This is a genomic window from Niallia sp. XMNu-256 (genome assembly GCF_036670015.1).
Lineage (GTDB): Bacteria > Bacillota > Bacilli > Bacillales > Cytobacillaceae > Bacillus_BD.
Genome location: NZ_CP137636.1, coordinates 1,089,114 through 1,110,879, shown reverse-complemented (window position 1 = coordinate 1,110,879; position 21,766 = coordinate 1,089,114). Strand labels below are relative to the sequence as shown.

21 protein-coding genes and 1 tRNA gene are annotated in these 21,766 nt (G+C 36.9%); 7 read left to right on the top strand and 15 right to left on the bottom strand.

Going from position 1 to position 21,766, the window contains the following annotated elements; genetic code table 11:
• Positions 1 to 2: 2 nt before the first annotated feature.
• Positions 3 to 770: an ABC transporter permease gene (locus tag R4Z10_RS05630; protein WP_338472224.1), complete on the bottom strand. Its 768-nt coding sequence runs from the start codon at positions 768 to 770 to the stop codon at positions 3 to 5.
• On the bottom strand, positions 754 to 1,539 hold the full coding sequence (locus R4Z10_RS05625; RefSeq protein ID WP_338472223.1) for an ABC transporter ATP-binding protein: 786 nt from the start codon (positions 1,537 to 1,539) through the stop codon (positions 754 to 756). The genes R4Z10_RS05630 and R4Z10_RS05625 overlap by 17 nt, the downstream gene beginning before the upstream one ends.
• Before the next feature lie 457 nt (positions 1,540 to 1,996).
• Here R4Z10_RS05625 and cysK point away from each other — a divergent pair, with 457 nt between their 5' ends.
• Positions 1,997 to 2,920 (top strand): cysteine synthase A, encoded by a 924-nt coding sequence (gene cysK, locus R4Z10_RS05620; RefSeq protein WP_338472222.1) that lies wholly within the window; start codon positions 1,997 to 1,999, stop codon positions 2,918 to 2,920.
• Positions 2,921 to 3,018: 98 nt separating this feature from the next.
• Here cysK and R4Z10_RS05615 read toward each other — a convergent pair whose 3' ends face one another.
• The 6 genes from R4Z10_RS05615 to R4Z10_RS05590 form a co-directional block, all read right to left on the bottom strand.
• Positions 3,019 to 4,284: an MFS transporter gene (locus tag R4Z10_RS05615; RefSeq protein WP_338472221.1), complete on the bottom strand. Its 1,266-nt coding sequence runs from the start codon at positions 4,282 to 4,284 to the stop codon at positions 3,019 to 3,021.
• A 176-nt stretch (positions 4,285 to 4,460) separates the two neighbouring features.
• The gene (locus R4Z10_RS05610) at positions 4,461 to 4,700 is read right to left on the bottom strand and encodes a glutaredoxin family protein (RefSeq protein ID WP_338472220.1); all 240 of its coding nucleotides are present in this window, start codon (positions 4,698 to 4,700) and stop codon (positions 4,461 to 4,463) included.
• A complete protein-coding gene (gene ytxJ / locus R4Z10_RS05605) occupies positions 4,693 to 5,022 on the bottom strand; it encodes a bacillithiol system redox-active protein YtxJ (RefSeq protein WP_338472219.1) in 330 nt (109 codons plus the stop codon). The genes R4Z10_RS05610 and ytxJ overlap by 8 nt, the downstream gene beginning before the upstream one ends.
• A 140-nt stretch (positions 5,023 to 5,162) precedes the next feature.
• Positions 5,163 to 7,043, bottom strand: a complete 1,881-nt coding sequence (gene htpG / locus R4Z10_RS05600) for a molecular chaperone HtpG (protein WP_338472218.1) — start codon at positions 7,041 to 7,043, stop codon at positions 5,163 to 5,165.
• A 156-nt stretch (positions 7,044 to 7,199) separates the two neighbouring features.
• Positions 7,200 to 8,249, bottom strand: a complete 1,050-nt coding sequence (locus R4Z10_RS05595) for an acyl-CoA dehydrogenase family protein (RefSeq protein WP_338473169.1) — start codon at positions 8,247 to 8,249, stop codon at positions 7,200 to 7,202.
• Between the two features lie 230 nt (positions 8,250 to 8,479).
• Entirely contained in the window at positions 8,480 to 9,010 is a 531-nt protein-coding gene (locus R4Z10_RS05590; RefSeq protein WP_338472217.1) for a DUF4242 domain-containing protein, read from the bottom strand.
• Between the two features lie 139 nt (positions 9,011 to 9,149).
• Between R4Z10_RS05590 and R4Z10_RS05585 the strand changes: the two genes are divergently transcribed.
• Positions 9,150 to 9,599, top strand: coding sequence for a helix-turn-helix domain-containing protein (locus R4Z10_RS05585; RefSeq protein ID WP_338472216.1), 450 nt, complete (start codon positions 9,150 to 9,152; stop codon positions 9,597 to 9,599).
• A gap of 12 nt (positions 9,600 to 9,611) precedes the next feature.
• Here R4Z10_RS05585 and R4Z10_RS05580 read toward each other — a convergent pair whose 3' ends face one another.
• From R4Z10_RS05580 to fabF, 4 genes are all read right to left on the bottom strand, one after another.
• Positions 9,612 to 10,382, bottom strand: coding sequence for an ABC transporter permease (locus R4Z10_RS05580; RefSeq protein ID WP_338472215.1), 771 nt, complete (start codon positions 10,380 to 10,382; stop codon positions 9,612 to 9,614).
• A 2-nt stretch (positions 10,383 to 10,384) separates the two neighbouring features.
• Positions 10,385 to 11,341: an ABC transporter substrate-binding protein gene (locus tag R4Z10_RS05575; RefSeq protein ID WP_338472214.1), complete on the bottom strand. Its 957-nt coding sequence runs from the start codon at positions 11,339 to 11,341 to the stop codon at positions 10,385 to 10,387.
• Positions 11,342 to 11,354: 13 nt separating this feature from the next.
• Positions 11,355 to 12,137 carry an ABC transporter ATP-binding protein gene (locus tag R4Z10_RS05570; protein WP_338472213.1) on the bottom strand — a complete coding sequence of 261 codons (783 nt, stop codon included), beginning with the start codon at positions 12,135 to 12,137 and terminating at the stop codon, positions 11,355 to 11,357.
• A 210-nt stretch (positions 12,138 to 12,347) separates the two neighbouring features.
• Positions 12,348 to 13,589: a beta-ketoacyl-ACP synthase II gene (gene fabF / locus R4Z10_RS05565; RefSeq protein WP_338472212.1), complete on the bottom strand. Its 1,242-nt coding sequence runs from the start codon at positions 13,587 to 13,589 to the stop codon at positions 12,348 to 12,350.
• Positions 13,590 to 13,976: 387 nt separating this feature from the next.
• Here fabF and pxpB point away from each other — a divergent pair, with 387 nt between their 5' ends.
• The 3 genes from pxpB to R4Z10_RS05550 are packed head-to-tail and all read left to right on the top strand — an operon-like array spanning position 13,977 to position 16,467.
• Positions 13,977 to 14,693, top strand: coding sequence for a 5-oxoprolinase subunit PxpB (gene pxpB, locus R4Z10_RS05560; RefSeq protein WP_338472211.1), 717 nt, complete (start codon positions 13,977 to 13,979; stop codon positions 14,691 to 14,693).
• A complete protein-coding gene (locus R4Z10_RS05555; RefSeq protein WP_338472210.1) occupies positions 14,690 to 15,700 on the top strand; it encodes a biotin-dependent carboxyltransferase family protein in 1,011 nt (336 codons plus the stop codon). Before pxpB ends, R4Z10_RS05555 begins: the two co-directional genes overlap by 4 nt.
• Positions 15,701 to 15,702: 2 nt before the next feature.
• Positions 15,703 to 16,467, top strand: a complete 765-nt coding sequence (locus tag R4Z10_RS05550) for a 5-oxoprolinase subunit PxpA (RefSeq protein WP_338472209.1) — start codon at positions 15,703 to 15,705, stop codon at positions 16,465 to 16,467.
• 108 nt (positions 16,468 to 16,575) lie between these two features.
• Here R4Z10_RS05550 and R4Z10_RS05545 read toward each other — a convergent pair whose 3' ends face one another.
• From R4Z10_RS05545 to R4Z10_RS05535, 3 genes are all read right to left on the bottom strand, one after another.
• Positions 16,576 to 17,439 (bottom strand): fumarylacetoacetate hydrolase family protein, encoded by an 864-nt coding sequence (locus tag R4Z10_RS05545; RefSeq protein ID WP_338472208.1) that lies wholly within the window; start codon positions 17,437 to 17,439, stop codon positions 16,576 to 16,578.
• 322 nt (positions 17,440 to 17,761) lie between these two features.
• Positions 17,762 to 18,970: a multidrug efflux MFS transporter NorA gene (gene norA, locus R4Z10_RS05540; protein WP_338472207.1), complete on the bottom strand. Its 1,209-nt coding sequence runs from the start codon at positions 18,968 to 18,970 to the stop codon at positions 17,762 to 17,764.
• Between the two features lie 166 nt (positions 18,971 to 19,136).
• Positions 19,137 to 19,208, bottom strand: a tRNA-Val gene (locus R4Z10_RS05535).
• 276 nt (positions 19,209 to 19,484) lie between these two features.
• On the opposite strand from R4Z10_RS05535, the gene R4Z10_RS05530 reads away from it, so the two are divergent.
• Positions 19,485 to 20,099 carry a YitT family protein gene (locus R4Z10_RS05530; RefSeq protein WP_338472206.1) on the top strand — a complete coding sequence of 205 codons (615 nt, stop codon included), beginning with the start codon at positions 19,485 to 19,487 and terminating at the stop codon, positions 20,097 to 20,099.
• A gap of 178 nt (positions 20,100 to 20,277) precedes the next feature.
• Positions 20,278 to 21,744 carry a spore germination protein gene (locus tag R4Z10_RS05525; protein ID WP_338472205.1) on the top strand — a complete coding sequence of 489 codons (1,467 nt, stop codon included), beginning with the start codon at positions 20,278 to 20,280 and terminating at the stop codon, positions 21,742 to 21,744.
• The last annotated feature ends 22 nt before the right edge of the window (positions 21,745 to 21,766 follow it).

Below are 21,766 nucleotides of genomic sequence, written 5' to 3'. Positions count from 1 at the left end.
CTTTATGCTGCTTCTTTTTGTTCAAGTCCCCATTTAATCATGACTCGTTTTTCAATTCGCTGGAAAATAAGAATGTCGACAATCACACCAATCGCACCAATTACAATCATAATCGCTATAACCATATCCATGCGCCCAAAATCAGATGCATATTTTAGTGTATAGCCTAGTCCAGGGCCTGCACTTAGAAGTTCACCGGCCATTAATGCGCGCCAAGCAAAAGCCCATGCCAATCGAACACCAGTGACTGCATATGGGATCGAAGAAGGCATAATCACTCGGAAAAACAAATCAATTCCCCCCGAACCCATGGTCTGTGCAGCTTTTATATAGAGCGGCATTACATTTTTAATCCCTGTGCGCATATTAATCGTCATTACAATCGCTGCACCTAAAACAATGATAAAGATAACTGATTTCTCATTTAATCCAAACCACATGATTGCGAGTGGCAGCCAGACAATACTCGGAATACTTTGTAAGGCTATAATGAGTGAACCCAGTGTCTCATCAACAATTTTTACTTTTGCTAATAAAACACCTAGCAAAACCCCAATGATTAAGGCAATGACTAAACCAACCATTAATCTTGTAAAACTTGCTCCTAAATCAACTAATAGGGATCCATCAGCCAGACTTTCCTGTAGGCTCAGTACAACATCGGTTGGTGATGGCAAGATCACTTTAGGAATATCAAAAATTCGAATTGATAAATCCCAAAGGCCAATTAACAATAAATAGAAGACGATTCGCTTAATAGCTAACTGCATATTGTAATTCCTCTTCTGCGACTTTATCAATCTCTGACTTTAGCAACTCCATAATCAATTCTTCATACTGAGCTATTTCATGAATATGATTTTCCCGTGGTCTTGCTATATTTACCTTAATATCTTTTAATATCGTGCCTGGGTGAGTACCCATGACGATAATTCGATCTGATAACTTAATCGCTTCTTGAATGCTGTGTGTCACAAATAAAATCGTCTTTTTAGTTTCCATCCATATTTTTTCAAGTTCACCATGAAGGCGAATTCTCGTTTGTTCATCCAGAGCTCCAAAGGGTTCGTCCATTAACAATACTCTTGGATTCATCGCTAAAGCTCTTGCAATTGCAACTCTTTGCTGCATTCCTCCAGAAAGTTCATGTGGAGAATGCTTTGCATATGGACTTAATTGCACAAGTTGTAAGTATCTTTGTGCCACCTCTCGCGCTTTCTTTTTTGACATTTCTTTTTTTAAAGGAAACATTACATTCTCTTCGACAGATAACCAAGGAAATAAAGCTGCTTGTTGAAATACCATCCCACGGTCTTTCCCTGGCTTTGTGATCGGTTGTTGATCTAATATAAGCCTACCCTCACTCGGAGTTAACAACCCCGCAACAATATTTAGTAGTGTTGATTTTCCACATCCAGATGGACCTAAAAGAGAAACAAATTCTCCTTCTTTTATATCTAAATCTATATCTTTTAAGACTTGTTCCGTTTTTCCTCGGTTAGCGAAACTCTTTTGGACATTTTTAATTGATAGAAACAAGACTCTCCCCACCTTTATTATTTACATAAAACATAGTTGTTTAATAGGATTAATTACAATTAATTATATATTTATTATCTAAAATGTCAATTATCTTTTTTACAAAAATCAAATTAGATAAGCTACAATTGTGATCTTGTGTTAAATGGTTTAAAATGATTTTAAATAATACAAATCCTATTATTTTTATCAGGCTTAACGGGCAGTAAGACCTCCACCTCATGAGTCTAAGTATAATAAAAGAAGATAGGTGGGGAGATCAACTGCCCGTAAAGCTCCGATTGGTGAAATAAGATTTATCTTTGGGCTTAAGCCCTTAGATAAATCAATCAGGCTCTGCGTGACTAACCATCATTGGGGGATAATAGAACCCCCCAATGATGGAAGTTTCACTTTATATAGATTCATTGAATCTAAAAAAAATTATCTTTAAAGGTATATGAAGAGGTGAATCATCATGAAAATTTATCAATCCATCATTGATTTAATTGGAAAAACACCAATTGTCAAGCTAAATAAATTACCCGAAAAAAATGGAGCAGAGGTTTTTATGAAGCTTGAATCCTTTAATCCAGGAGGCAGTGTTAAAGATCGAGCTGCGCTAAATATGATTGAACAAGCGGAAAAAGAAGGAAAATTAATTCCTGGTCAAAGTACGATTATTGAGCCGACTTCCGGGAACACAGGGATTGGAATTTGTATGGTTAGTGCAGTCAAAGGATACCGATGTATTATTACAATGCCTGATAACGCTACAAAAGAACGTGTTAAAATTATGAAGGCTTACGGTGCCGAAGTCATCCTGACGCCTGGAAGCTTACGGATGCAAGGGGCAATTGATGAAGCAAATCGGATTGCAGAAAAAACACCAAATAGCTTTATTCCAATGCAATTTGAAAACTCAGCAAATGCTGATGCACACAGGGAAACGACCGCTGTTGAAATTATGGAGGCATTTGATGGGAAGTTAGACGCACTTGTCCTTACAGCTGGGACAGGCGGTACGGTGACAGGTACAGGTGAAGAATTGAAAAAGCATATCCCCGATCTAAAAATTTATGTGGTTGAACCAGCAGGCTCCCCTGTTCTATCAGGAGGAAAGCCGGGACCGCATAAAATTCCTGGTACAGGTCCGGGATTTATTCCAAGTATTTTAAACCAAGAAGTATATAATGAGATCCTTCACATTGAAGATGAAGATGCCCAAGTCATGGCACGTCAACTTGCAGCAAAAGAAGGTATTTTCGTAGGAGCTTCTGGAGCCGCATCTGCTCATTTTGCTATTAAAGTCGCAAAAGATCTGCCTTCAACTGCAAGAGTTCTATGTCTAGCGCCAGACACAGGTGAGCGTTATTTATCATCTGATCTGTTCCCAGAGTAAGATTTAATTTTGATATCATGAAGGAGAGAAAGAGTCTGAAACCACTAGTTGTTTCGGACTCTTCCTATCTATTTCTCTTTAAACTGTCCAAAGACAAATTACTTTGCTGCTGAGACAGAACGTTCGTTAGTTGGAACTCGCAATAATAGGATGCCACCAATAATAAACAGAACCACTAGACTAAATACTCCGCTATTTGTGCTTCCAGTAAACTGAGCTGTCACCCCGACAAGCAACGGACCAAGGATGGCGGCAAACTTTCCAAACACACTGTAAAATCCAAAAAATTCATTCGATGATTCTTTCGGGACTATTTTTGCAAAATAAGAACGGCTCATCGCTTGAATTCCACCTTGTGAAGAACCAACCAACATCGCTAAAATCCAGAAATCCAAAGCAGAATCGAGAAAATAAGCATAAATGCATACGATAATATACACAATGATCCCCATCATAATCATCGTCTTTTCATTAAATTTACCCGCTAGCTTTCCAAATAAAATGGTAAATGGCGCGGCGATTACTTGTGTCACAAATAAAACAATTAATAAAGTCGTAGATGAAATTCCTAAATCTGTACCAAAGGCCGTCGACATATTAATTACTGTGTGGACACCATCAATATAGAAAAAATATGCAAGCAAGAACAAAAAGATCGTTTTATATTCTTTAATATTTTTAAAGGTTTTATATAACTTTTTAAAACTAGTTGAAACTGGATTTGGAACACGCTCAACATAATACTTTTGCTCTACGTTTTTCAGCATTGGAATGGTAAATAATCCCCACCATAGAGCAGTTATGACAAAAGCAATTTGACTTGCAATTGATACAGATAATGGAAGGATGTTTAATTGAGATGTCATGATTAGTCCAATCGAGATAACAAAGGGGATAATACTTCCTACATACCCTAAAGCAAAGCCATTTGCAGAAATTTTCTCCATCCGCTCCTCTGAGGTTACATCAACAAGAAACGCATCATAGAAAATATTCGCACCTGTAAAGCCAATCGACGTAATAACAAAACAAATCAGCAATGTCATCCATTGACCGCTTGGTACGACAGCAAGCAAGAGTGTAAAAACAATTCCTAAAGCGGCAAAAATAATGAAAAACCTCTTTTTAAAGCCCTTGAAATCTGCAATCGTTCCTAATATTGGTGCTAAAATGGATACAATCAAAGTGGAAAATGAATTCGCATAACCCCAAAACGCGGTTGATGTTGCTGCATCGATTCCAGCTTCTGCTGCTGAAGCTTTAAAATATAATGGCAAAATGGCTGTTACTACAATCAGCGTATAGGCCGAATTTGCCCAATCGTAGAAAGCCCAGCCTCGTTCAGATGCTGTCATTTTTTTCATCGTAACTCCTCCAGGATCAGACGCATATTTTTAAAAATTGAAAATATTTATTATGCATGTATCTCCCTTTTAGTTTACTATGAATTTAGAGGTTTTTATTAATAGTTTATGAAAAAAACTTCATAAACTATTTATTACATAAAAAAAACACGCCCAGACATAGCCAGGCGTGTTCCCTATTTTTTTAAAGACTGAATGAATTCGATCACTTCAGGATTAAACCCTTTAACTGCGCGTTCTCCTACAACTGTAACAGGTACACCTAGAAAGCCAAACTTTTCTACTTCTTCTTGATACTCTTCGTTCTTTAGTACATCGCGGACTTCAAAAGGAATCCCTTCTTCAGTTAGCATCTTTTTAACCATGTCGCATTCTACACAATCTGCTGTTGAATAAACGATTACCGGATTACTCATTGGCTAAAGCCTCCTTAATCGCGTCCTTTTTAATTTTCCAGTGCGAGGTGTTCCATAGTACTTCCCCATTTTCAATTAAGAAAATTTGTGGTGATTCGTGCTTAATTCCAAATTCTTCAGCAATTTGATTGGATACAGGTCGATCCTCTATAACATGAACGATTGCTGACGAAGTAGGATTTTCACTCAGAAATCCTTTAAACTCCTCAAATGCTTTCGCGCTAATCGGGCATGTAGTACTATGCTTAAATAAGAATTGCTTGCCGGGTTGTCCCACAAATTCATGCAGTTCTTCAATGCTATGTAACTGTTTAACAGTCATGATGAACACTCCTTCATTTCAACGGTTATTTTCTTTCCATACATTAACATATCATTAGTGAAATCACTATTTTTTTGCTCTACTAAAAAAAGGCCAACTGATGAGTTATAAGTAACTCACCAATTAGCCCTTAGAACTTTTTAAGAAGTCATCACCTTACAAATATCATTCGTAAACTCTACAGGATCTTGTAGTGGCAATCCTTCAATCAGCAATGCTTGGTTGTAAAGAAGGTTCGTAAATAAACTTAATTTGTCTTTATCAGCATCATGTGCCTGTTTCAACGCTTGGAATACTTCATGATTAGCATTGATTTCTAAGACTTTATCGGCCTTAACCTCTTGATTATTCGGCATTGCATTTAACACTTTTTCCATTTCAATCGAAATCTCTCCATCAGCAGTTAAACAGACTGGATGATTTTTAAGTCGTTTAGATATACGTACATCTTTTACTTTTCCAGCTAAAATGTCATTCATCGCTTCGAAAAGTTCTTTATTTTCCTTATTTTCCTCTTCTGCTTCCTTTTCATCTTCCGCCTCAATGCCAAGGTCACCGCTAGAGACTGATTTAAATTCTTTCTCTTTATAGGACATCAGCATTTTAATCGCAAATTCATCAATTTCATCTGTAAAGTATAAAATTTCATACCCTTTATCTGCTACTAATTCCGTTTGCGGTAATTTATCAATCCGCTCATTTGACTCACCTGTTGCATAATAAATATACTTTTGCTCTTCCGGCATTCTCGATACATATTCATCTAATGTGACAAGTTTTTTCTCTTTAGAAGAATAGAACATTAATAAATCTTGTAACACATCTTTATGTTGTCCAAAGTCACTATAGACACCATATTTTAATTGTCTGCCAAAGACATCATAAAACTTCTCATATTTTTCACGTTCATTTTTCAACAAACTTTGTAATTCGCTCTTAATTTTTTTATTAATATTTTTAGCAATTCGTTGTAATTGACGGTCATGCTGAAGCATTTCTCTGGAAATATTTAGCGATAAATCTTCCGAGTCTACTAATCCTTTAACAAAACTAAAGTAGTCCGGTAAAAGATCTGCACATTTTTCCATGATGAGTACACCATTTGAATATAGCTCCAATCCTTTTTCATATTCCTTAGAATAATAATCAAATGGCATATTTTCAGGAATGTAAAGAATTGCATGATAGCGAATCGCCCCATCAACACTCGTATGAATATGTTTTAATGGTTTATCAAAACCATAGCGTTTTTCTTGATAGAACTTTTCATAATCCTCGTCTGTAAGTTCATTTTTATTTTTCTTCCAAATTGGAACCATGCTATTAATGGTTTCTTCTTCGCTATACTGTTCAAATTCATTTTCATTATCTTCTTTTGGTCTGCTTTTCGTTACATCCATTTTAATTGGATAACGAATAAAGTCAGAATACTTTTTAATGATCGACCTTAATCGGTATTCTTCTAAAAACTCTTCATAATTTTCGTCTTCAGTGTTTTCTTTTATTTTTAAAATAATTTCAGTACCGACGGAAACCTTTTCCGCTTGCTCAATTGTATACCCTTCCGCACCTTCGGATTCCCATTTATGAGCTTCATCACTACCTAGCGCCTTACTGATTACTGTCACATTATCCGCCACCATAAAGGCCGCATAAAATCCGACTCCGAACTGACCAATGATATCATAGCCATCCTTGATTTCATTTTCGTTTTTAAAAGCAAGAGAACCACTTTTGGCAATCGTTCCTAGATTGTTTTCCAGCTCTTCTTTCGTCATTCCGATACCTGTGTCGATTATTCGTAATGTCCGATCATCTTTATTCGGAATGACCTTTATGTAATAATCATCTTGATTAAATTGTAAATTGTCATCAGTTAATGCTTTATAATAGATTTTATCAATCGCATCACTTGCGTTGGAGATTAATTCCCTTAAAAATACTTCCTTGTGCGTATAAATAGAGTTAATCATCAGATCTAACAATCTTTTTGATTCTGCTTGGAATTGTTTCTTTTCCATATCGTTTCTCCTTTCTTATTTAGCATGATTAGTATACCAAATCATTAGCACTCTCTCAACACGAGTGCTAACCAACATGAATTTAATTATCATATTTCCTTCCGTTTTGTCAACAAAAAAGATCCCAGTACGATTCTAGGATCTCAGTTAGTGTTCTTATCCATTTAAAATTTTCTCTAGGTGTTTAATTGTCGGCGTCAAGTTAGCAAAGAAATAAGCTTCACGAAGTCTTCTTGATGGTGGACTATCTTGTATATATCCTGCACTTCCATTATGAAGCATGCTTGCTTGGGCCGCATCAAGTGTTAAATAGGATGTTTCAAGTTTAACAGCCGCAATGTCTTTCCAGTTCAAACGGTCACTACTATAGATGGAATCTAATTTTTTCTGAATAAGTTGCTCCTTTTCTTTTAAATCTTCAGGTTGCTTAGTTAAATATTGATTACAGCCATTTTGTCTTTGACAAACCTTTTCAATGGACGTAACAGAAGCTTGAGTCACACCAAGGCCAAGTGGGATTTGATAAGATAAAAATGCCGGTCGGATTTCTTCGATAAAACCTTTTGCATCTTCAGAAACTACCCATTCATTCGATATAAATACATCTGTAAAGGAACATGCATAAGTCGCACTTCCATTCAGGCCAAGATAATCGACTCTTTCCTTTAGCTTTAACCCCTCGGCATTACAAGGTACAATACACATAATTTGCTCCGTTTCATTGATTCCCGCAACAAAACCAAACCAATGATCTTCACCCAAATTTGACACAGATGGTAAAACACCTGAAACGATATATCCCCCATCGGTTGGCTTTGCACTTAAGTGTAGCTTCTCAAATCCAGCATAGTATTTCATTGGATTAGATAAACCTGTTCCAGCTAAGATTTCTCCCTTTTCTAATGAAGGCAATAATTTATTTTTCAATCCAGCATTTTTTGTATTCCGTACATAAGTTAAAGCAGCGAGATGACACCATACGCAAAATGCAGTAGTCATACATACTTTAGCTGTTTCCCCAACGAGTTCCATTTCATTCACAATATATTGTGTTACAGATTTATTTTCAGAAGAAAAAAAGCCTTCCTCCCCTAGTTTTCTTAAATAGCTCTCCGCATAGAAAGCTTCTGTATCAATTTTTCTAACATAGGGCTTTAATTCCTTTTCAATAATTGTTTGAAGTACAGCTGTTCGATTTTCAGTCACTACACTCACCGCTCCCCACTCCCTTTTTCCCCATTCGTCTATGATATTAACAGATCATTATTCTATAAGTTATTTAATCTCATTATTTTAGTTAATCCAATTCGTTTACTTGGTTATGAGTTATTTTATTATACTTTGTATAAAATATCAACTACAATTTAAACTTTTTAAAAAAGTGTAAAAAAAGAGACTAAACTCTTTTGATTTAGTCTCTTTTAACGATTATTGAATTACTCACCAGCTAATTCTGTAATGGAATCGATTGGTGTTTGAACTGCTTCACGTGCACGTTTAACAGCTGCTTCGTCTGGAGCATCATAGAAGCAAAGGCATTTTGTCATATCTTCACATACATAAGTTCTAGAGAAAGCTACCTCTGGAACTTCCGCATAATGAACTGAGTTTTTCTGTTTACGAGCTAAGTATTGATCCATTGTAATTTCAGATGGGATATTCCACTCAACTAAGTAGTTTACTCCATCATTATTTTTCTTCACTTCGTCTAACTCTTTACCAACAAGACGAACTTCTTTAACTAATTCAACTGGTACTCCTGCCCCTTTTACTGTCTCAGAAGCCGTGTTTTGATCTTCACCCTCAACAATAAAGAAAACACGTGAAAAGTCTTTTGCTGCTTGAACTTCAATTAAACCTGAATTATTTTCATTTAATTTTGACTGAAGTGCAGAAACCTTAGCGTCGAATTCTTCTTTTGTTGAAACCACTTCTTTTAATGATGATTCGATTAAATATAATGACATGAGATTCCCTCGCTTTATATGATATTATTAATTTATTAATTAAGGTTATTTTATTATACTCAGTTCAAAAAATCAACTCAATTTATTTACTTTTATTTTTTTATGGTAAAATGGGGAAAACACTGAAAGGACGAAACGTATGAAATCAACGTATAATTTGCCATGCAATATTGCGCAATCCCTCAATATTATTGGCGATCGCTGGACCTTATTAGTTGTCCATGAAATAATGAACGGAAATCATCAATTTAACGAAATAAAAAAAGCACTTCCTGGAATTTCTTCTAATCTCCTATCTGAGCGACTGCGTTATTTAGAAGAAGAAGGGGTGATTAAAACAGATCTTTATTCTGAACATCCTCCCCGTTATCGATATACATTAACAAAAAGCGGACAAGAATTAGAACATGTTTTTAATACCTTGGTCCTATGGGGAAGTAGGAACTTGCAAAAATGTTATAAAAAGTTAATCGATAGCGAAACAGGTGACGAAGTGGAAATTGCCTACTATAATAAAAAAACAGGTGAGCTTGTCGAACACATTGAAGTGGTTCCAATAGAAGTATTAGAAAAAGCTGGAGATCAATAACCTCCAGCTTTTTTAGGTTGATTTTACCATTCCCCAATGCTTTCCAACCCATCTTTCAAATATTCCAATTAAACGATCCAATATAAATCCACTGACACCGATAAAAATAATACCAGCCAGGACGTAATCGAGATTTAACGTATTTCTAGCATCAACAATTAAAAATCCAAGGCCTGACTGAGCCCCAACCATCTCTCCAGCAACAAGAAAAATCCAAGCCGTTCCTACCGCTAGCCTTAAACCACTTACAATCGATGGAAAGGCGGCTGGAAAAATAAATTTATACATAAACGGCAGTTTCTTTATTTCAAGGTTCTCCGCTATTTTCAGGTAAGAACGATCAATTTTATTGACACCTGCAACGGTAGTTAATAAAACTGGAAAAAAGGAAGCTATAAAAATAATCACAATCGCGGGCATATTGCCAATCCCGAACCACAAAACGATAAAAGGGGACCAAGCTACTGGCGATACTGGTCTTAACACTTGTACGATCGGATCAATCACTTGCCATACTAATGGAAGCCTAGCCAAAACCATTCCTAAAAGAATGGCCGGAATAATCGCTGAAAAGTAGCCGGCAACAAATCTACCTAGACTCACCTTTAAATGTTCAAACAGAGTTCCTTCTACAACCAAAGTGAGAATTGCCTTCCCAACACTATAGGGAGACGGAAGAAGCGCTTCCGGATAGTTACCTACCCATATTACAATTTGCCAAATGATTACGAGAATGATCATACCAATGAAAAAATTTAACAACTTGTTTCCTATCTTCAACATACTCACATCGCTTTATCTATAAATGTATTATCTACAAACTCCTCATACTCTGGAGGGTTCTCCATTAACCCCATCTCAATGACAAGGTCACGTAACTTTTCGTATTCTGGCTTTTCAATTCGCAATCCATCAAAAGAAATCCATTCAAGAGATAAATCCAAGACCTCTTTCTCCACATTCATAAATTGATCATATGAAGCATATAATTCCTCGCCTTTTTGATTCGCAATCTCACCTGATTTAACATATTGCGTGACCATGGATTGTGTAGCCTGTTGATGATTTTGAATAAAATCATTTCTTAATATAAGAACACAACAATAGGAATTAGGCCAAATATCATCTGAATGATGGAGAACATGTCCTTTGTCGAGTTTAACTGCTAACGCACCAAATGGTTCGGCCACCACAAACCCACTAATTTGCCCGGCCGCTAAACCAGCAGGCATTTCTGCAGGTGGCATTTCGACCACATTTACATCCTTATAAGTTAAACCCTCTTTTTTCAATGTTTCATATAATAATAAATTATGAGTTGAAAATTTATGAGGAATTGCAAATGTCTCTCCCTTTAATTCTCTAGCATGATCAATCTCTTGTGATGAAATTAATACATTTCCATCTTTATGACCAAGTGCTACGGCTTTTAAATCAATTCCTTTTTCTACTGCCTTCATGGCAAGTTGAATCAAAACAGAAGCACCATCAATTCTTCCTGTATTTAAGGCATCCATTAAATCCGGCCATGAGTTAAATTTAACCATCTCAATTTGATAATCCTCAAATTGACCCCCATAAACATGGGCATCCAGGTACAGTGGCCCTGCATGAGTAATAGGAAGGTAACCGATTTTAACGGTTGGCTTTTCTGCCGTTTGGTGTACAGGCTGCCCACATGCCGCTATTGTCATCACAAAAATAATCAATAATATAAGCAACCTTGCTCTCTTTTCCCCCAACTTTCATTTCCCCTTATATCGTATATTCAGGTTCTTGACGATTTCCGCTTAACTCGAAATCTTGTAATATTCTTTTTCGGTAATAATGATAATCTTCCCCAGCCCTATCTCTAGGTTTGGCTAGCTTAATAGAAATGTCTTTAAAAATTCTCCCTGGATGAGAACTCATAATTAGGATTCTGTCAGACAGATAGACCGCTTCATCAATATCATGGGTTACAATTAAAATCGTCGTCTTCATCTTTTCCTGGATTCGCAAAAGCTCATCCTGCAAAAGGTAGCGATTAAAAGTATCTAGCGCCGCAAAGGGTTCATCCATCAAAATCACATCTGGTTGCATGGCTAAAGCCCTTGCGATCGAGACACGCTGCTGCATTCCACCAGACAATTCATGCGGAAATTTGTGAAGATGTTCTTCAAGAGACACAAGCTTTAACGCATCCATGACACGTTTATTTTTTTCTTCTTCCCCCATTTTTTCTCCTTCAAGTCCCAGTTCCACATTCTTTAATACAGTTCGCCATGGAAGAAGGTTGATTTGCTGAAACAGCATTATACATTTCCTCGTCGGGCGTGTCACCTCTTGGCCATCAAGCATAACACTTCCAACATCTGCCTTTTCAAAGCCGCCTACCATATTTAATAAAGTACTTTTTCCACATCCACTTTTTCCCAACAGCGTAACGATTTCGCCTTTTTTAACATGAAAAGAAACCTGATCAAGTACATGATTGGACTCTTTTCCATTTATATATTTCTTATCTACATTCGTTACTTCAATCATATTGTTAGACATACCATGCCCCCCCTTTTCCAACCTAACCAATTCCCATTAAATTAATATGTTTTATTGGTTATTTTATTATACTTCATTCAAAAAAACAACTTTCTAATTCATGAAATTTCGGAAAAATACTTCCTTATTTTTTTTTAAAAAAAGAAAACAAGGATTACAATAACGTAAACCTTGTTTTCTCTTCATTCTTGTTTATTTTTTTATAAAAACTCACTCAGAAAATCTTCTAAACACCAATGTCGCATTATGTCCGCCAAATCCTAATGAATTCGAAACGACAACATTGACTTGTTTCTCTTTTGCTACATTCGGTACATAATCCAAATCCAATTCTTCATCAAGTGTTTCATAATGAATCGTTGGAGGGATCATCGAATCTCGAATTGTTAGGATCGAAAAGATCGCCTCAACGGCTCCCGCTGCACCTAACATATGGCCAGTCATTGATTTGGTTGAACTTACCGCTAATTGATAAGCATGTTCTTTGAAAACCGTTTTAATCGCCATTGTTTCATATAAATCATTTAATGGAGTGGATGTGCCGTGGGCATTAATGTAATCGACTTCGGTTGGATCAATTCCAGCATCTGTTAATGCCTCTTGCATTGCACGTGCAGCGCCATCACCATCTGGTGCCGGAGAAGTAATATGATAAGCATCACCTGTTGCTCCGTAACCAATTATTTCACCGTAAATCTTAGCACCACGGGCCTTCGCATGTTCTAATTCTTCCAAGATTAAAATTCCAGAACCTTCAGCAATCACAAATCCGTCTCGATTCTTATCAAAAGGACGACATGCAGTTTCGGGATCAGGATTTGTAGAAAGAGCCGTCATATTCGAAAATCCTGCGATGGTCATTTCTGTAATCGTTGCTTCCGCACCTCCCGCAATAATTGCATCGGCATTCCCATATTGAATTGCACGGAATGCATCGCCAATAGAGTTAGCCCCTGACGCACATGCCGTCACAGAAGCGTTGTTAATTCCCTTTGCTCCCAGCTCAATGGATACTCTTCCAGCAGCCATATCTGGTATAAGCATTGGAATCGTAAAAGGGTTAACCCTTCTCTGCCCTTTTTCTAAAAACTTCTTATGCTGCTCTTCAAATTCTCCTAATCCACCAATTCCTGAACCAATCCAAACCCCTACTCGTTCAGGGGGGATATTTTCACCAATTTGCAGGCCTGCATCGGCAACTGCCATTTTACTAGCAGCAACCGCTAATTGGCTAAACCGTCCCATTCTTCGCGCTTCTTTACGGTCAAGATATTCTTCAGGTTTAAAGCCCTTTACCTCTCCAGCCAACTTCACATCTACTTTATCTAAATCAAGGGACTCAGCAATTCCGATTCCTGAAACCCCTTTTTTAATGTTTTCCCACGTTGACTCAGTGTTATTTCCTAATGGAGTTAACGCTCCAATACCAGTTATTACGACTCTTTTTTTCATAAAAATTTATTCTCTCCTAAAAATTATATCCTTCATGATTCATCCATTTAATCCATGCTCATCCCATAATAAGGGGGGAGTAAATCTATTATACTCCTTTATGTCAACATTAATCTTGTTGTTTTAATTCGTATGTATTCAATTATACATGTGATTAACCGATAAAATCCAACATAAAGTGAAACTTCTATCAGTGGGGGTTTCCACTGATGGTTAGTTGAACCAATCAGGGCATTACAGGCAGTTATCTCCTATCCTACCGTTATTCATTATACTCCAAGCCTTAAGTTTGGGGTCTTACTGCCTGTTATGACGTGGCAAGCTTTCATCGCTTTATCTATAGCGGAATTTTCAGTATGATTATAATAGTGAAAATGGAGGGGTTTTATGAATTATCATTTAACACCATTAAGTGATCATGGAATTATTATAGAACTAGGCCAAGAAATCAATACTGAGACCTTTTCACATGTTCAAGTTATTTCTACCTACCTAGAAGAACAGCCTTTTCAATGGATGATTGAATATGTACCTGCTTTTACAACGGTTACCATTTATTATGACCCGAAAACCATACTTTTGCATCATAGTCCACATACACTGCCATTTGATTATGTAAAAAAACAGGTTAGTAAGATGCTAAACCTATTACAATCATATGCAAGAGTAACACCTAGCATCATTGAGGTACCTGTTTGCTATGGCGGTGAATGGGGGCCCGATATTGAAATTGTTGCAAGTAGGAATCATCTATCTGTTGAAGAGGTTATTCGGATTCATACATCTACACGTTATCAAGTCTATATGATTGGTTTTGCACCAGGTTTTCCCTATCTTGGAGGATTACCCAAGGAATTAGCGACACCTAGAAAGTCATCGCCAAGACTAGCCATTCCCGCAGGATCTGTTGGAATTGCCGGCAACCAAACAGGCATTTATCCCCTCGAAACTCCTGGCGGTTGGCAAATTATTGGGAATACACCTCTTCAACTATTCCGCCCAATGGAAGATCCACCGTGCCTATTAAAAGCGGGAGATCAAATCATCTTTAAATCGATAAGTAAAGAGGAATTTCACCAATGGGAGGATAAGCTGCAAGTATGATTACTATTCTTAAGCAAGGGTTTCTAACAACCATACAGGACATAGGTCGATACGGGTATCAAAAATACGGTGTGATTACGAGCGGAGCCATGGATTCTATCTCACTAAGACTAGCAAACTTGTTAGTTGGAAATGAAGAAAATCAACCTGTTCTAGAAATGACGATACAAGGACCTCATATTCGATTTGAACATGATTCATTAATTGCTATTACAGGAGGAGATCTATCTCCGATGATTGACCAAACTCTCATTCCGCTTTGGAAGGCGATTTTTGTTAAAAAAGGGACTGAATTAACGTTTTCTAAAGCACAGACAGGCTGCAGAGCTTATTTAGCAATCGGAGGAGGTTTTGTCGTTCCAGAGGTGTTGGGAAGTACTTCAACCTACCTTCGTGCTAATATTGGAGGTTTTAAAGGAAGACCCTTAAAAGCGGGGGATCAACTATCTATTTATCCACCGAAACAACATGTGATTCCATTTATGGAATATGCGCGTCAAAACTTACTAAACCGGGCCTTCATTGAAGCAAAATGGTCCATTTCAACTAAATACATTCCTAATTTCAGCTCTCATCCAGTCATTCGAATCGTCAAAGGGCGTGATTATCATTTTTTTACTAAAGAATCTCAATACCAATTATTTCACCAACCCTTTTCGATCACGCCCAATTCTGATCGAATGGGCTATCGCTTACTTGGGCCTTTATTAAAATTAGATAAACTACAAGAAATGATTTCAGCAGCAGTTACATTTGGAAGTATTCAAGTTCCGTCTGAGGGCAATCCAATTATCCTCATGGCTGATCGACAAACAACGGGTGGATACCCGATTATTGGGGAAGTTGCAACTGTCGATCTACCTTTAATTGCTCAAACTAAACCGGGTGATTCTTTGTCCTTTTTAGAAATTAGTCATCAAGACTCACAGCTCCTCTATTTAAATAGGGAGCAAAACCTTCGATCCATCAAACAAGGAATTATACAAAAGTATCGAGAGGAAGCTTAAATATGTACAAAATCGATTTAAACTGTGATATGGGCGAAAGCTTTGGCACCTACCAACTAGGAAACGACGAGGAGATCTTAAATTTTATTACTTCTGCTAATATTGCTTGTGGTTTCCATGCAGGAGATCCAACTACTATGAGAAAAACAGTTAGGATGGCTTTAGAAAAAAATGTGGCCATCGGCGCCCACCCTGGATTACCGGATCTTGCAGGGTTTGGCAGGAGGAATATGCAGATTACACCAGATGAAGCGTATGACCTTGTTCTTTATCAAATAGGTGCTTTATCTGGCTTTGTTAAAGCAGATGGGGGAAAACTTCAGCACGTTAAACCTCACGGTGCCTTATATAATATGGCCGCTAAAGATTATCAATTGTCACTTTCCATTGCAAAGGCCGTCTATCATATTGATCCAGAACTCATTCTCTTTGGTTTAGCTGGAAGTGAACTCATTAAAGCTGGCGAAGAAGTTGGTTTGCGTTGTGCCAATGAAGTGTTTGCGGATCGCACTTATCAAAAGGATGGCACATTGACTCCAAGAACAAATTCAAATGCATTAATAAACAAACTAGAGGAAGCTGTACACCAGGTCATTACGATGATTAAAGAGGGGAAAGTCTATTCTCAACAAGGCATAGATATACCCATAAATGCGGACACCATCTGTATACATGGAGATGGTCAACACGCTTTAGAGTTTGCAAAACACCTAGTGTCTTCCCTATTAAGTGAAAAAATCATCGTCGTGAAGGCTGAAAATATTTAAACGTGACTAATATTAATAAATAATGACTATTGTAAGCCAGTAGAAAAATCCTCTAAAATATAAAAGCTGTCTTATAAGACTTTTCAAAAGACAGCTTTTTCATTGTGTTTATTCTAAAACATTCACTAAAGTACCGATCTCTTCAATATAAACTTGAACCTCATCCCCTGATTTCAGCCAAACCTGTTGATCTTCTGGATTACCTAAAATCACTCCATCAGGTGTGCCTGAGAAAATGATATCACCCGGCTTTAACGTAAGATGTTGGGATAAATAACTAATAATCGTTGCACAATCGAAAATCATATCACTTGTGTTCGCAGATTGACGTATTTCTCCATTGACTCTGCATTGAATATCCAAATTTGTAGGATCTAGTTCATCAGCCGTCACCAACTCTGGGCCAATTGGTGCAAATTCGTCACATGTTTTTCCGAGTAACCACTGTCCTGTACGGAACTGCAAATCACGGGCAGATAAGTCATTCCCGACTGTATAACCAAAAACATAAGACAATGCTTCTTCTTTTGAAACATTCACTGCTTCTTTTCCAATGACAATCACTAATTCCGCTTCATAATCAAACTTTTCTGCATTTTTAGGAAGTGCGATCGTTTGATTATGAGCTGACAAAGCATTGTTAAATTTACTAAATAAAACAGGTGAACTCGGAATCTCCATATTGGATTCTCTCGCATGATCCACATAGTTTAAACCAACACAAATAATTTTTTCAGGCTGTGTTAAACATGGAGCATAAATGATTTCATCTTCCGATAGATATGAAACCTCTTTCGCTGCTAATTCTTTTAATTGTAAAAGAGCCTTTTCCCCTTCTGCAATGACTTCCTCGATTCTAGAAGGTGCGTTTATTGACAATAAGGTTGCTGCTTGTTTAACATCGATCACACCTTTTTCTGTTTTAATCCCTAAGCGAATTTCATCCTCTAATTTAAATTGAATCAATCTCATCTTCACTAACCTCCTATTTTATAAAGTCTCCTACTATTAATTCTCTTATCATCAACCATTTTCCTTTATATTGCCAATTCGTTTTAATTAAAATAAAGTGAAACCTCCATTTATGAATTAAGGCTTTCTGTTTTTTTACTTATTTGCCCTTTATCCTGCTAATATTTTTATCCATCACTCTATCTTAATAACTAATAGAAAAACATAGTTTTAAAAAGTTAGTAAAAGTTTTAATTAGATCAAAAAAAGAGTTTTTCTGGACAAAAAATGCCTAGCATCACCTTATATAACAAGCGAATGCTAGGCACTTCCAGAAAGTTATTTATGCTTCATTTATACTTACATTGAACGGGTTGGTTGTGGACCTTTTTTTCCAATAAAGTGCGATAAAGATTCCTAAAACTAGGACCGCTGTAGCAAAATAATAGGGATAATTCACATTTATATCAAATAAAGCTCCACCTAAAATGGGACCGAAAATATTTCCTATACTAGTAAACATCGAATTCATTCCACCGACAAACCCCTGCTCATTACCGGCAATTTTTGATAAATAGGTTGTAATCGCCGGTCGAAATAAATCAAATCCCACAAACAAAATAAACGTCGCTAAAACAACGCCCCAATACGATTGAACCATTGTCATAATAAAAGTGAGGGCTGAAGATAAAATAAGACAATAAAGGACAACTGAGATTTCTCCAAATTTCCTAGCCATTCGATCAAATAAAAACAATTGGGCAATAGCACCAAACAGGCCACCCCCCATAACAACAATGGCAATATCTTTTGGAGTAAATGCAAATTTTACATCGACAAATAAACTAACTAGAGATTCAAAAGCAGCGAGCCCAAAACTCGAAATCAAAATTAAGATAAAAGGAATGAAATATAAGGGTTGAAAAACCTTTTTAACTGTATCCTTTTTCTCCAAACGCTTGGATAGTTGGGTTTCTTTGTGTTGAACTCTTTCCGGCTCTTTTAATAACAGAAAAGAAAGGATCGCGCCTACAACCCCGAGGATCGCGGCTACAAAAAAAGGAAGCCGTGTATGGACTTCAGCTAAAAAACCGCCAATCCCTGGACCAATAATAAATCCAGTATTAATGGCCGCAGACATATAACCAAGAGCTTTTGATCTTTCATTTCTCGTTGTAATATCAGCAAGAAAGGCCGTTACCGCTGGCATAATAAATGCCGCACTAATTCCACCTAGAGCTCGAGAAAAGAATAAAACAGGAACACTTTCACCGACTCCAAAAATAAATTCGGATATCCCAAAAATGATTAACCCAATAATGATAATGATTTTACGACCATATTGATCCACCCATTTACCAGCCAACGGAGAAACAATTAATTGAAATAACGCAAACATGGCAACTAAGTACCCCATAGTCGAACCGCTAATATGAAGTTCATGCATGAGCGTCGGCATAACCGGAATTACAAGACCGATTCCTAAAAAGGCAAGAAATAAATTGCCTAATAAAATAGTTAAGGTGACTTTTTTATTTTTTTGAAGCACCATTTATAATTTCTCCTTTGTAGCGAGTGTCGCTTTTCAATTGATGTCGAACTTTATTATACTGCTAAAGAGATTATAACTGTTTTTCTTTATTGAGCAAATAAAAAAAGAGACTATTTAAAAGTATTACTTTTAAATAGTCTCTTTTTACTAAAGATCAAAATATGGATGGGGCATACTGGGATCGAACCAGTGACCCCTTGGTTGTCGACCAAGTGCTCTCCCGCTGAGCTAATGCCCCATATTAAGATTCTATTGTATTCCCTGTCAAGGGATCGTTCTCCCGCCCGAATCACAAAATCAAATTTAATATTATCTTGTATCAGACAAATACTAATATAGTATACTTTAAACACTTTGTCAACAGGTTAATAAATTATTTTCAAGAACTTTTTTTAACTATTATCATTTATAAAATCCACCGGTCATATTGCCCTCGCCTCTAACATAAAATGGACAAGGGATAGAAAGCTTTTTAAGGGGGATCTGACTTATGTGGAAAAGGTTATAGCCATCTATGAAAATTCTTGAAACATATTTCTTCTTAATTTTTGGTGCGATTTTACAAGGCATGTCAATGTCATTATTTCTATTCCCACATTCTATCCCATCTGGCGGAGGAGCAGGACTAGCCATTCTAATGAATCATTTCTTTCATTTGCCACTCGGTTTTGCCCTGTGGATCGCAAATGCCGTCTTTTTAGTATTTGCTCTCAATTATTTTGGTTTTACATGGACATTTAGAACTTTATTTTCTGTAGCCGTTACTTCCACAACAGTCAGTATTATCACACCTTTGATCCCACATTTTCATTTTCATATCCTTATAGAGCTATTAATTGGCGGCCTTGGTTTCGGAATCGGTGTCGGTCTACTTATTCGAAAAGGAGCTTCAAGTGGGGGCATGGTGATTCCAGCCCTAATGATTTCCTCTTATCGAAACTGGCGACCAGGACAAGTTATGATGGTTATCAATCTATTTATATTTTTGTTAACTTCCGTTGTCATTGATTATAAAATTGTGGCCTATGCGGTTATTTGCCAATTTATCTCAACAAATATAATTGATCTAATTCATAAATTTAAATTTCATAAATATAACTTTTTATCTCCTAGTTGGAGAAAACGATAAGGTTGTCTGTTTGGTTTTTACCCATTATACAGACAACCTATTTATTATTGATTCTCCCTCTTCCTTCACCTCACCCTCTAAAAAAGAAAACAATTTCCTTTAATGTATGTTTTTTCCTCCTTGTGTCTATTATGGGGATAGCCTAATGAAAATAATGGATATATGGTGAAGGTGAATTATGGAACAGAAAAAAGAGAAAAAAATACTCGTTAAGAATAATATTGAAGATAACGTCGACTATTTACGTGAAGAACTCGGAGTCGGAAAGAGTTTTGATATTATCCATTTAGATGTGGAGTATGCAGAACATAAGATGGCAATGTTTTTAGTAGATGGATTAGTAAAAGACGATCTTCTCCATCTACTAATGAAATTTTTAGCCAAGGTAAAAAAGGAAGAGCTCGAAAAGGATTTACTAAAAAAACTTCTTAGAACTTATATTCCTTATATCGAAATTAGCACAACAGATGACTTAAGCGAAGTCGTTAGTGGGGTTTTAGCTGGACCTACTGCGCTCATCATTGATGGAATCGATGAAGCTATTTTAATTGACGCTCGGACATATCCGGTTCGAGGTCCTGAAGAGCCAGATACAGAAAGAGTTGTTCGTGGTTCTCGAGATGGTTTCGTTGAAACAATTGTGTTTAATACGGCTTTAACAAGGAGAAGGGTTCGAGACCGCTCTTTACGAATGAAGTTTATGCAAGTTGGGCGCAGGTCCAAAACAGATGTTGTGCTTTGTTATTTAGAGGATATTGCCGACGAAAGTATGGTCAAAAATTTAGAAGATACAATCTCAAAAATTGATACAGATGGTCTTCCGATGGCCGATAAAACGATTGAAGAATATATTTCAGGTAGTTATTGGAATCCTTTTCCTGTCGTTCGGTTTACGGAAAGACCTGATACAGCTGCCACTCATCTTTTTGAAGGGCATGTCATTATTTTTGTAGATGGCTCACCTTCTGCTATGATTACACCTGTGACCTATTGGCACCATTTGTCGCATGCTGAGGAATATCGAAACAATCCGATTTCAGGTGCTTACTTACGTTTTGTCCGATATTTAGCTGTCTTTGCATCGATCTTTTTATTACCGCTATGGTATTTATTCGTAATAGATCCACAACTATTACCAGCGGGTTTGGAATTCATTGGTCCAAATAAAGAGGGTACGATCCCTCTAATTCTCCAGTTCCTACTAATAGAAATGGGTCTTGATATGCTGCGAATGGCTGCGATTCACACACCAACATCTTTAGCCACAGCTCTCGGGCTAGTTGCCGCTCTAATGATTGGGCAAATCGCGGTTGAAGTTGGTTTGTTTACGAATGAAGTCATCTTGTATTTCGCCCTTGCAGCCATCGGGACATTTGCAACACCAAGTTATGAACTCGGGCTTGCAAACCGACTTGTAAGAATTTTCTTATTGATACTAACCGCAATCTTCCATACCCCTGGATATGTGATTGGTACTGCTTTATTCATTATTTTCCTATCCAGAATGGAATCTTTCGGTGTCCCTTATCTATGGCCGTTCATTCCGTTTAACTTCCGTTCATTTCGTGATGTACTCATTCGCGCTCCGATCCCTTTGAAAAACAGGCGTCCACGAATACTGAACCCAAAAGATCCTGATCGTTAAAACAAGAGGCACCCACCATTTT